At 64.4% G+C, this 11,507-nt stretch carries 10 protein-coding genes; all 10 read left to right on the plus strand.

Features of this window, described 5'->3' with window-relative positions; translation table 11 throughout:
* A partial coding sequence (locus tag FJZ36_15365; protein MBM3216278.1) for a LamG domain-containing protein occupies positions 1 to 508 on the plus strand: 508 nt, incomplete at its 5' end.
* A 20-nt stretch (positions 509 to 528) separates the two neighbouring features.
* Positions 529 to 1,281 carry a LamG domain-containing protein gene (locus FJZ36_15370; protein MBM3216279.1) on the plus strand — a complete coding sequence of 251 codons (753 nt, stop codon included), beginning with the start codon at positions 529 to 531 and terminating at the stop codon, positions 1,279 to 1,281.
* Positions 1,142 to 3,838 (plus strand): hypothetical protein, encoded by a 2,697-nt coding sequence (locus FJZ36_15375; GenBank protein ID MBM3216280.1) that lies wholly within the window; start codon positions 1,142 to 1,144, stop codon positions 3,836 to 3,838. Before FJZ36_15370 ends, FJZ36_15375 begins: the two co-directional genes overlap by 140 nt.
* On the plus strand, positions 3,828 to 4,589 hold the full coding sequence (locus FJZ36_15380) for a hypothetical protein (protein ID MBM3216281.1): 762 nt from the start codon (positions 3,828 to 3,830) through the stop codon (positions 4,587 to 4,589). Before FJZ36_15375 ends, FJZ36_15380 begins: the two co-directional genes overlap by 11 nt.
* Positions 4,590 to 4,653: 64 nt before the next feature.
* Entirely contained in the window at positions 4,654 to 6,612 is a 1,959-nt protein-coding gene (locus FJZ36_15385; GenBank protein MBM3216282.1) for a tetratricopeptide repeat protein, read from the plus strand.
* A 67-nt stretch (positions 6,613 to 6,679) separates the two neighbouring features.
* The gene (locus FJZ36_15390; protein MBM3216283.1) at positions 6,680 to 7,489 is read left to right on the plus strand and encodes an inositol monophosphatase; all 810 of its coding nucleotides are present in this window, start codon (positions 6,680 to 6,682) and stop codon (positions 7,487 to 7,489) included.
* Between the two features lie 97 nt (positions 7,490 to 7,586).
* Positions 7,587 to 9,347, plus strand: a complete 1,761-nt coding sequence (locus tag FJZ36_15395) for a type II/IV secretion system protein (protein ID MBM3216284.1) — start codon at positions 7,587 to 7,589, stop codon at positions 9,345 to 9,347.
* 8 nt (positions 9,348 to 9,355) lie between these two features.
* Positions 9,356 to 10,597, plus strand: a complete 1,242-nt coding sequence (locus FJZ36_15400) for a type II secretion system F family protein (protein MBM3216285.1) — start codon at positions 9,356 to 9,358, stop codon at positions 10,595 to 10,597.
* A gap of 38 nt (positions 10,598 to 10,635) precedes the next feature.
* Positions 10,636 to 11,142, plus strand: a complete 507-nt coding sequence (gspG, locus tag FJZ36_15405; GenBank protein MBM3216286.1) for a type II secretion system protein GspG — start codon at positions 10,636 to 10,638, stop codon at positions 11,140 to 11,142.
* Positions 11,063 to 11,507, plus strand: a 445-nt coding sequence (locus FJZ36_15410) for a prepilin-type N-terminal cleavage/methylation domain-containing protein (protein ID MBM3216287.1), incomplete at its 3' end; no start/stop codon positions are given. The genes gspG and FJZ36_15410, both read left to right, overlap by 80 nt.

The raw sequence follows: 11,507 nt of genomic DNA on the forward strand, positions 1-11,507 counted from the left end.
GTCCGACATCCTGGCGAAGTTCGATTCGACCATCAGCGTCGGCGCCTGGGTCAAGCCGATCGCGCTGACCGGCTGGACCAACATCGTCGAGATGGATGGACCCGCGAACGCGGCGTGGAAGGTCGGGTTCAACAACGCCCTCCTGGTCTTCACAACCTACCGCGTCAAGGACCACAACGGCGCGACGAATCTCGCGCTCGACAAGTGGCAGCACGTCGCCTACACGTACGACGGCAAGAGCGCCAAGATGTATATCGACGGCAAGCTCGACAAGGAGGAACCCGGCGCCGGGACGATTAAGACGGCAGACGCCGGAACGCCGACGCTGGATGTCGGTTGGCGCAGCGGATCCAAGGCATCGTACCTCAGCGGAATCTTGGATGACCTATGGATCTCCAACGTCGTGAAGAGCGAGAAGGAGATCAACACGCTGATGGGCGGCATCAACCTCGCCGTCGATGCGCAGGGAAAGACATCGACGACCTGGGGCGCGATAAAGGCAAGATAGGCGGATAGGGAGCACTCGAAATGGCACAGCAGCGACATGCGCTTCGGATCGCTCTCGGCGTTGCGGCGGCGCTCGCAATCGCCTCGGCAGCGAGTGCGGACGTCATCTTCCTTGCGACGTTCGATGCGGACTCCGGCACGACTGTGAAGGACGCGAAGGGCGGCTCCGGCAACGTCGTCGGCAAAGCTGCCACCGTCGACGGCAAGTTGGGCAAGGCGTTCTCGTTCGACGGTGCGACGGCGATCGCGTTCGCCAAGACCGCCGGGCTCGCCAAGGTCAAGGAACCCATGACGGTCGGCGCGTGGGTGAGACCGACCGCTTTGACGAGCTGGTCGAACATCGTCGAGATGGACGGACCTGCCGGTTCATGGAAACTCGGATTCTCCGACGCCAAGCCGGTGTGGACGACGTACCGCGTCAAGGACCACATCGGTGTCGGGCCCGTCGCTCTGAACGCGTGGAGCCACGTGGCTGCCGTGTACGATGGCGCCGCGGCGAAGCTCTATGTCAACGGGAAGCTGGACGCCGAGATCGCCGGCAGCGGCAAGATCAACGTCGACGTCGCCGACGTGCCGACACTCGACATCGGCTGGCGAAGCACGTCGAAGGCGTCGTTCTTCTCCGGCGCGATGGATGAAGTGTTCGTCGCCAACACGGCGATGTCTCCGGCGGATCTCGCGAAGGTCATGCTGGGTCTGGGCGGTGGCTCGACCGCCGTCGAGCCGTCGGGCAAGGCGTCGATGCGGTGGGCGGAACTCAAGGACGCCCGCTAGCGAGGTCACCCAGGAACGAGGACGACGGTTCGTACCGGCACGTGAAGCACGGGGAGGCACACTTCCCGTGCTTCATCGCTTCAGCGTATACTCGTCGAGTCGAGGACAAGTGCTCGGCGTCGGCAATGACTCGCTCAGGATGCCGTCCGTGCGATCCCACTTCTGTCGCTGGATGTTGCTGACCTGTACGTTCTCGCTGGTTGCCCGCATCGCCGGTGCAGGCGTCGATCTGACGATCCGCGAGCTGCGCTTCTCGAACGAGGCTCCGAGCGAAGGCGATCCCGTAACGATCACCGCTGTCGTGCGCAACGTCGGGACGGATCCGCTCACGGAGAACCGCGATGTAGACGTCTGGTTCTTCGAAGGCGATCCAGACGCCGGGGCGCTTCAGATCATGGCGATCGAGTCCCAGGCGGGTCTCAAGCCGGGCGAGGAGAAGGGCATACGGGCCCGGTTCCGCCCCAGGACGGGGCGATTCATGATCCATGCGATTGCCAATCCCGACCCCGCCACGTCGAAGGTCGAGGAGACCAGCCGCGCGAACAACGAGGCGACGCGTCCTCTGACCGTCGCCGCGCGCTCCTTCCCGTCGAGTACGCCGGAGCAGCGCCAGCAGGCGGTCGAGTCGGCGCGTCGCTGGCTCCTCGATCAACAGGGGGAGATCATCGTCCGCTGCCCCCAGGACGGCGTCGAGAATCCCGCGATTGTCCCCAACTGCATCATCTGCCGTCTGAGCCTTGCAGGACTGCCGACGACCAAGAAGCCATCGCCTGCTTGGAGTCCGACGGAGGCGGGCCCTGCAGCGACCTCGCTGGCGATCCTGACGCTGATCGCATCCGGCATGAAAGCATCTGATCCTCCCATCGCCGAAGCCTTGCGGTACCTGTTTGCCCGCGACTGGAACGCGTTCGACGTGTACGACCTCGCCGTCATCATTCCTGCGCTCGTCTCCACAGGCGACCGCGATGCGCACCTCTCGCGTGTGCGGTTCGCCGTCGATCGACTCGTCGACAAACAGCTTCGCGTCGAGAAGGGGCATGATCCACGCGATGACGGTGGTTGGGGCTATGGGCTCACGGCGGACGGCGCGCACATGCACTACGCCATCTACGCGCTCTACTCCGCGAAGCAGTGGGGAGCCGAGATTCCGCGCGTCGTATGGGAGAAGGCGGAGCACTGGGTTCGGAGCACACAGCACCATCTGGGCGGATGGAACTACAACCTCGTCGACAGCCCGTGGGCGGAGGGCCCCTACGGAAGCATGACCGCCACGGGGCTCATGGGGCTCAAGATGATCGGCGTCCTTTCAGACGATCCTGTCGCCGTGCGGGGTCTGACATGGCTGACGGACCACTACACGGTCACGAGCAATCCCGGATCGTTCAGTTGGCACAGCTACTTCCTGTTGGCGATTCAGCGCGCGATGGATACGCCCCCTGCCCAAGATCGCCTGGGAACCCACGACTGGTACGAGGAGATGGCGAACTACTTCGTCGCCAGCCAGTACCCCGACGGACGATGGGAGGAGAACGGCGACGCGTTCAACACGACTTGCTTCGGGATGTTGTTCCTGTCGCGCTACACGCCGAAGCCGTACCGTCCCGACTTGAGCGTGGTTCCCAGTTCGATCCGCATCTCTCCCAGCGCTCCGGTCGAGGGTGGACCCATGTCCATCCGGTTCACGCTGACCAACTTTGGCACGCCCATCGACTTGGTGCGCGTGGGCGTCTTCAACGGCGACCCGGCGCGGGGAGGCAAGCAGATCGTCCGTCAGGGCGTGATGTTCCCGACCGGCAGGTCGGACGCGACCGCCGATGCGAACTGGCAGGCGCCCGCGACGGGCAAGTACGACGTGTTCGTCGTCGTCGACCCGGATCACGCCGTGTCCGAATACGATCGGACCAACAACGTGGCGTCCGTTCGTGTCGACGTTGCTCCGGCGACGTCCAGCGCCGAGGAGCGGGCTCGAACGCAGCTCAAGGAGCTCTCGCCGAACGTCTACCAGATCGGAACTGTGGTACTGGACAGGAACCGTCGAGAGGTGACCGTTCCCGGCAAGACGCGTCTGACCGGCGGCTTCGTGGAATACTTCGCCGTTGGACCGCTGGGCAAGGTACACGAGTCGGTGCTGACTCTGGACGTGGAGCCGCTCCATCTCCAGACCGCGCTGCTCGCACTGGGACTTCAACCGAGCAACAACCTGCGCACGCAAGGGGATGGTCGGGTCCCCGCTGGCGATCCAGTGGACCTGAGAGTGCAATGGAAACGCGGCGGAGCGCCTGAAGACCACCGCGCCGAAGACCTGCTGGTCGATGTCGAGCGCCAGAAGCCTATGGAGGCGACCCACTGGGTGTTCACCGGAAGCCGTGTGCAGGGCAGGACGTTCATGGCGGATGCGACGCAGAGCCTCGTGGCGACGTACCGTGATCCTGACGCCATCCTGAACCATCCGCTGCCCGGAGGTTCCAACGACGAAGCGTATCGACCCAACGCCGCGCTCCTTCCCCCAATCGGCACGCCAGTAACGCTGTTGATTCGACCCTCGAATGCTCCATAGCCGATCCTGGTTCCTACGCCGAGTCGTCTGCGACACCGTTCTGTACGTCTCGACGGTCGTGGTGTGGTCGGTTGCATGTCGCGGACTCAGCCTCGGGTCGCGCCTGGAGACATCGATCATCGGCTTGGTGGCGTGCGCCGTGCTCGGCGGGCTGTGGACGGGGGCGTCCTCCGCGTTGCAGCAGACAGAATGGCGCGGCGAGATGCTGTCGATGCCCACCGTGCCGTTCGCGATTGCTCACGGACCGTACGTGTGGCGTCTGGCGAGCCTCGGGGTCGTGGGCGCGCTCGGAGGGATCGGGTCCATCGCATGGTCGTTGGCGAGCCATCAGACGGGCGTCACGTCGATGATCCGCGCGCACGCGGTGCTCGCCGCCGTCCTGCTCGCAGCCGTCGGCGTCGGAGGCACGGCGGCGGCGTGTCTCCGCTCCGACCGGGCTGCCGTTTCTATCGGGCTGATTGCCCTCACGCCGATTGTGACCGGCTTTCTTTGGATACCGTCGGCGCTTCCGGAGACCTCCGGCTGGCTGGCGGTCGCTCTCAACATCCATCCGGCGGCGGGGGTCATCTCCGCTCTGGGTCTCCAAGGCATCCTGTGGACGCCCTATTTCTACGGCAAGCTGCCGTACGCGGAGTACGCCGTGCGGATCGCATCACCCGAGGCGTTGGCTGCTGCGTGGTTGGGCGTCGGCACCGCGTTCATCGCTCTGCACGCGCTGCGCGTTCGTGCCATGCGTCTGCCGGCGCGCTGATTGCCGCACTATCGCCCGCGTGCTATTCTGCTTGCGTGGGCCCGTATCGGCCTGCGCCTGGACGATGGTAACGGCAAGAGGAGGAGTCGCCGTGTCAGGGACAGATGTGCATCGACGACGCAGGTCCCGCCGATCCGTGGCGACGACGGCGACGGCGCTTGCGTCTGTGATCGTGATGGGATGGCTTTCCGGATGCGCGAGCCCGCTGAAACAGGGCATTCAGCTCGAACAACAGGGCGAATACGCTCAAGCAATCGCCGTCTACGAGAAGATCGCTGCAACCAAGCCTGGCACCCCCGCCGCGCACCAGGCTCAGCTTCGCATCGCCGACGCGTACGCGAACAACCTGAGTCAGCCGGACAAGGCGGTCGAGGCATGGACGGCAGTCGCCTCGGCGGCTCCGAAGAGCGACGAGGGACTCACAGCGCGCTACCGCCTGGGCTTGCACCACTTCAAGGCTGAGGAGTACGACCAGGCAGCAACGCAGTTCAGCGGCGTCCTCAACGACTCGCCGATGACCAAGTTCGGCGCGGACGCTCAGCTCATGCTGGCGAAGACGTACGAAGTGGCGAACCGCCTCGAGGAAGCCGAACAGACCTACAACGCCTTCTCTCAGCTTCACGCGAACGATCCGAACGCGCCAGCGGCTTTGCTGAGCCGGGCGAAAATCCTCGAACAGACCGGCAAGCAAGCCGAGGCCGTACAGACGCTCCAGCGCGTCGTGCGCGACTTCGGAGCCAACGCAGAACTGGCTCAGCAGGTCGAGATCGCGCGCCAGCAGCTCCAAAGCCAGGGCGAGTCCGTGCCGCAGCCGGTCGTTGAGACGCCGGCGACGATGACGCGCGAGCAGCGGCTCGCCGAACGCCGCGAAGCGGTGCGACAGCGCGACCGCACAGCCGAAGCCCAGCAAGAAGCCGCGCAACAGGCGGCGACGAGTGTCTTCGGCGTCAACGCAGACGACCTGCTGCCGCAGATGGGCAGCAGCGGCGACGCTCAGGGTACCCGCTACGATGCCATGTTCATGATGGCGGTCGCCATGTACCAGTCCGAGATGTACCGCGAAGCGGGGGCGCTCTATGAGCGCGCGATCCAGTTGGCCGAGGAGGATCGGAACCGGAAGGGGGCGTGGGAGAACCTCGGATCCAGTCTGAAAGGTCTGGCGGATGTCTACGGCAAACTGGGCCTCCACGACCGCGCGACCGAGTTGATCAAGCAGGCGTTCCTCAAGGATCCCAACGTCGTCGATCAGGTGATCGACAGCGGCCTGGTCGACTACGGCGCTGGCGAATACCAGAAGGCGATCGACACATGGACGTCAATCATCGGAATTTCGCAGGGCAAGGACGCCCAGATCTTCTACAACATGGCACTGGCATACCAGAAGCTGGGCGATACGCCTTCTGAAGTGCAGTACCTGGAACGCGCCATCGCGGCGAATCCGACCTACCGTGACGCCCTCCAGAACATGGCGGCAACGCTCTACTACCGGGCGGGACAGCGGAAGCGGAGCTACGTGTTCCAAGACGCCGTCGAGGAGAAGGGCTCCTACGCCACATCGGTCGAGTTGGCTTCGCTGGCGTTCAAGTACGGCTACTACTTGAACGCCCAGTCGCAGTTCAACCTCGCGATCCGCCAGGGGCAGACGGACGCGGAGAAAGCCTACGCCTCGGCGATGAAGGCAGTGTCCCAGGGACGCAAGGGAAGCGGTCTCGAGCAGGCGACGACCGATCTGGCAGCCATCGTTGCCGCGAATCCCGACAACGACCGTGTCCGCTACGCGGCGGGCTTGCACGCGGTCACCCAGAAGGACACAGCGACGGCGGAGGCTGAGTTCAAGAAGTCGCTCGAGCTGAACCCATCCAACACCGACGCCCTGACGGCGCTTGCCAGCATCTATATGGACGCCGGCGACACCGCTGCCGCGTTGGCGGTCTACGACGCATACCTCAAGGTGAATCCCACGGACCGCGCCATGCAGCAGGTCCGCGAGCAAGTGAAGATAGCCGGTAGCGCGCCCAAGTGACGCAACGACGACGGCATGGCTGGGGACGGGACCTTCGGGTTCCGTCCCTGCTCATTGATAGGGACCCATGGACCTGATCCAGTACGCGAACACGGCAGAGCGCGTTGCCCGGCGAGCCGGCGAAGGGCTGCTCCGGCACTTCGAGCGAATCGAGACCATCGAGTACAAGGGAATCGGCGACATCGTCACCGAAGCCGACCGGGCTTCAGAGGTGCTCATCCGCGAGGAACTGACGAAGGCTCACCCAGACATCCCGGTCTACGGCGAGGAATACGGCTTCGCAGAATCGGCCGCTGACCGCTCCGACGGGCTGTGCTGGATTGTCGATCCTCTCGACGGAACCGCGAACTACGCCGCGCGTTTGGGGTTGTTCGGCGTGTCCATCGGGCTCCTCCACCACGGGAGCCCTGTCGTCGGGGTCATTCATGACCCGATTCGTGGCGACATGTTCCGAGGGACGCGCGGCGGCGGAGCCTTCAGGAACGGTCGTCCGTGCCGGGTGTCCGACATTGATCCCTTCGACCCGATTGCGCCGGTCGCCGTGTCCGGGGACGTCATGCGGCAGCGCCTGGTGCTTCTCTCGGAGACCTACAAGGGCAGGAGCCTGGGAGCCGCTTCGCTGCACCTCGCCTACATCGCCGACGGCATCTTGGCGGCAGCCCTAGACCCTTACACGAAGCTATGGGATGTCACAGCCGGGGCAGTGTTGATCGAAGAGGCGGGCGGAACCGTGACGCGATGGGACGGATCCCCTCGGTTCCCGGTCGGCGCATCCGACGACGCGTTCCAAGGAGCCCCGTTCGAGTACCTGGTGAGCAACGGCGTGCGCCACGAGCGACTCGTCGAGTTGCTGAGTCTCGGAGGCATTCCCGCATAGGCTCGCACCGTAAACCATCCCGATAGGGTCGCGTCTATAGAGAGCGATTGCGGCGTCATAGCGGACCGAACCGGCACGGGGCGAAGGAGACGAACCGGTGTTGTCGATGAGCAGCAAGAGCCTACTCGACATCCTCAACGACGCCGGGATGCTGACCGAAGACGAACTCCAAGCCGCGCGTGCGCAGCTCGAAGCCGCCCGCGCGTCTGACGAGTCGGAAGAAGAGATTCTGCGCGCCTACGCCTCCGAGTCCGAGATCGCCATGGCTCGGCGAGCCAAAGAGATGGGCGCTGGCTGCATCTCGCTGAGGGATCGTCCGGCCGACCCCGAAGCGACGGAGCGGATGCTCGCGAGCTACGCCTACAAGCAGCGCGTGGTACCGGTCACATCGGACAACGGGACGCTCTACGTTGCGATGGAGGATCCGCTCGACGTGGAGCTGGTCGATGAGATCCGACTCGTCACGGGCTCCGACGTTCATCCTCTGCTTGCGGACGCGTCCGACATCGAAGACGCGATCCGACGCTACTACGGGAAGAGCGCCGAAGCGCTCATCCGAGGCGACCTCTCCGGTCCCGCCGGGGCGGTGGCGCTCGAAGCCGTGGAAGACATCCACGACTACGGGCTCCAAGCGGACGACCTGGTGCGGAGCCCGACGGTTCGCCACGCGGTCGACCAAATCATCATCGACGCCGTTCGGGCAAGCGCGACGGACATCCACGTCGAGCCCTTCGAGCGCGAAGTCCAGATTCGCTACCGGATCGACGGTGTGCTCGAACAGCGCCCTTCCCCTCCGAAGCACCTCCAGTCGGCGGTCATCTCGCGCATCAAGCTGATGGCGAACATGAACATCGCCGAGACCCGACGACCGCAGGACGGGCACATCGCTCGACGCATCTCCTCGCTCGGACGCCGCGAGATCGACATGCGTATCTCGACGGTTCCCACGGTGCACGGCGAGAGCGTCGCGATGCGTATCCTCGACAAGAACGTCATCTCGATGGGGCTTGCCCAACTCGGTCTCATGGATGACAACCTCGACGACTTCCGCCGCATGATTCGGAAGCCATGGGGCATCGTCTTGGCAACGGGCCCCACCGGAAGCGGCAAGACCACGACGCTGAACGCCTGCCTCAAAGAGATCAACGATATCGGATCCAAGATCATCACGATTGAAGACCCGGTGGAGTACGAGATCGAAGGCATCAACCAGATCAACATCCACACGGAGATCGGCGTCACGTTCGCAGCGGCGCTGCGGCACATTCTGCGTCAGGACCCCGATATCGTGATGGTGGGTGAGATCCGCGACTTCGAGACTGCCGAGATGGCGATTCACACCTCGCTGACCGGTCACCTTGTTTTCTCGTCGCTGCATACGAACGATGCGCCCAGTGCCATGACGCGACTTGTCGCTATGGGCATCGATCCCTATTTGGTGGCGTCGACGCTCGAAGGCGTGATCGCTCAGCGACTTCCCCGACGCATCTGCCGCTCCTGCTCGCGCGGTCGCGTCCCGACGACCGAGGAACTCGAGGCGATGGGCATCGAGCCCGACCTCGCTGATCCGGCTTGGCGCGTGCCCATTCCCGTCGGGTGTCCTGAGTGCCGGAACACCGGGTACCGCGGCAGAATCGGCATCTTCGAGGTGATCGTGATGAACGAAGCCCTGCGCGACATGGCGGTTCAGCACGCGTCGGTGGCGCAGGTGCGCCGCTCTGCCAGGAAGTTCGGCATGCGGACGCTGCGCGAGGACGGTTGGCGTAAGGCGCTGGCGGGTATCACGTCCGTCGAGGAAGTGCGGCGACTGACTCCGGAAGAAGACGAGAGCCAAGCCGCGATGCTCGGCGCTGAGTAGGTCAGACGATGCCACGATTCGCGTATGAAGCCACGACCGCAGCCGGTCAAGTCATGCACGGCACGATGGACGCGACGTCGCCGTCGGACCTGATCGCGCGGCTACGCGGAATGGGGTACTTCCCCACCCACATCGAGGAGGCGGCTCCGGAGGTCAAGCGCCGTCTTCGGTTGGGCACCGGCATCCGCGCCAAGGAGATCGAGTTCTTCACGCTGCAGATGGCGACTCTGGTCAACGCAGGCGTCCAGATCGACCGCGCCCTTCGCGTCTGCGGCGAGCAGATGCCGAATCCGTATCTGCGGCAGGTCGTCGAGCAGATTCGATATGACGTCGAGCACGGGAGCAGCTTCGCCGACGCGTTGGGCAGGCATCCCAAGCTGTTCTCCCCGCTCTACGTGAACATGGTGGAGGCGGGACAGGCAGGCGGCGTGCTGGGCGTCGTCCTTCAGCGATTGGCGGACTTCACGAAGCAGCAGCGAGAGCTCCGCGACTCCGTGACCTCCGCGCTGATCTACCCGATGATTCTGCTCGGGTTCGTCGGGCTCATCATCGTCGCGCTGACGTTCTTCGTGATTCCTCGGTTCGTCGTCATGTTCCAGGATGTCGGCGTCGCCTTACCGATCTACACGCGACTCCTGATCGGGGGCGTCGATTTCGTCAGGTCGCCCTACGGCGTCGCCTGGGTCTGGAGCGGGATCCCGTTGCCCGGCGTCCTGCTGACGATACTCGTGATCGCTGCAGTGTCCGCGCGCCAATACTCCCGGACGGAAGCCGGCAAGCGCGTCTTCGACCGATTGCGCATGAAGCTCCCGCTCGCCGGCAACGTCGTCCGCAACTTCGCGCTGGTGCGGCTCATGCAGACGATGAGCACGCTCATGGAGAACGGAGTGACGCTGCTTCCAGCGCTGCGGATCGCGAAGGACACCGTGGGGAGCGTCTCCTACGAAGAGGCCCTCGGCGTCGCAGCGTCGGAGATCGAGCGTGGGTCGAATCTTTCCGGTCCATTGTCGGAGAGCGGGCTCTTCCCTCCCATCGTCACGGACATGCTCGCCATCGGCGAAGAGTCCGGGGAACCGGAGCAGATGCTCGCGCGCCTGGCGGAATACTACGACCGAGAGATCAAACGCTCGCTCGAACGCATGGTGGCGGCATTGGGTCCCCTCCTGATCCTGTTCATGGCGGGGATCGTCGTGTTCATCGCATTGGCGATCGTGTTACCGATCTTCAACCTGTCCCAGATGCTTCGCTAATCAGGCGCGAACGCGCCGGCACGGACGGAGGGATCCGAATGCGTCGTTTGCGCGACCGGCTCGATTGGCTCCGCAGCCGAATCAAGGCTCGCGTCCGTGGTGATCGGGGACGCGACGACGGGTTCACGCTCGTCGAGATTCTCGTCGTGATCACCATTCTCGGCGTGCTGATCGCCGTGGTGTCGCCTACGGTACTGAGCCGTATCGACCAAGCCAAGGTGACGGCGGCGCGCGTGCAGATGCGCGAGTTCTCCAGTGCCCTGGAGCAGTACGCCATCGACACGGGCGACTACCCGGCGTCCGAAGACGGCTTGGATGCCCTCTACACCGAGCCTGAAACGGCGGTCGGTTGGCTCGGACCCTACATGCCGGGCAGCCTCAAGTCCGATCCATGGGGCAACGCGTACGTCTACGTCTACCCAGGCGATCACCAAGACGTCGGGTACGCGTACGACTTGACCTCCTATGGCAAGGACGGCAAGGAAGGTGGCGAGGACTTCGCTGCCGACATCTCCAACTACGGGGAGTCGGAGGAGGCGCTCTAAGGGCGCTCGCATGCGAAACCTGCGTACTCGCGTAGACGCTGGCTTCACGCTGGTCGAAGTGCTTGTCGTACTCGCCATCGTGTCGGTGCTCCTCGCGGTGACGTCGCCGTCGCTGAGATCCTTCACCGAGGGACGCAAACTCGTCAGCGGCGGCGACGCGCTGAAGGGCACTTGCGCTTTCGCCCGCGACACGGCGACGACTGAGGGCGTGGGCTATGCCGTCGTGCTGGACCTGGAGAACGCGCGCTACTGGGTTGCGGCAGAGGCGGCATTGGAGACCTTCGATCTGTCGGAGACGCTCGGAGAAAACGCCTACGGGGCTGAGCAGGAGGCGACCACCGAAGAGACCGCTGCCCCGACGGCGA

The sequence above is a fragment of the Candidatus Poribacteria bacterium genome, from assembly GCA_016866785.1.
Lineage (GTDB): Bacteria > Poribacteria > WGA-4E.

What these genes read in the sequence shown, in the direction of transcription:
- FJZ36_15390 (MBM3216283.1), top strand. Translation starts at nt 6,680, where the DNA reads ATGGACCTGATCCAGTACGCGAACACGGCAGAGCGCGTTGCCCGGCGA.
- FJZ36_15400 (MBM3216285.1), top strand. Translation starts at nt 9,356, where the DNA reads ATGCCACGATTCGCGTATGAAGCCACGACCGCAGCCGGTCAAGTCATG.
- FJZ36_15370 (MBM3216279.1), top strand. Translation starts at nt 529, where the DNA reads ATGGCACAGCAGCGACATGCGCTTCGGATCGCTCTCGGCGTTGCGGCG.
- FJZ36_15380 (MBM3216281.1), top strand. Translation starts at nt 3,828, where the DNA reads ATGCTCCATAGCCGATCCTGGTTCCTACGCCGAGTCGTCTGCGACACC.
- gspG (MBM3216286.1), top strand. Translation starts at nt 10,636, where the DNA reads ATGCGTCGTTTGCGCGACCGGCTCGATTGGCTCCGCAGCCGAATCAAG.
- FJZ36_15375 (MBM3216280.1), top strand. Translation starts at nt 1,142, where the DNA reads ATGAAGTGTTCGTCGCCAACACGGCGATGTCTCCGGCGGATCTCGCGA.
- FJZ36_15385 (MBM3216282.1), top strand. Translation starts at nt 4,654, where the DNA reads ATGGTAACGGCAAGAGGAGGAGTCGCCGTGTCAGGGACAGATGTGCAT.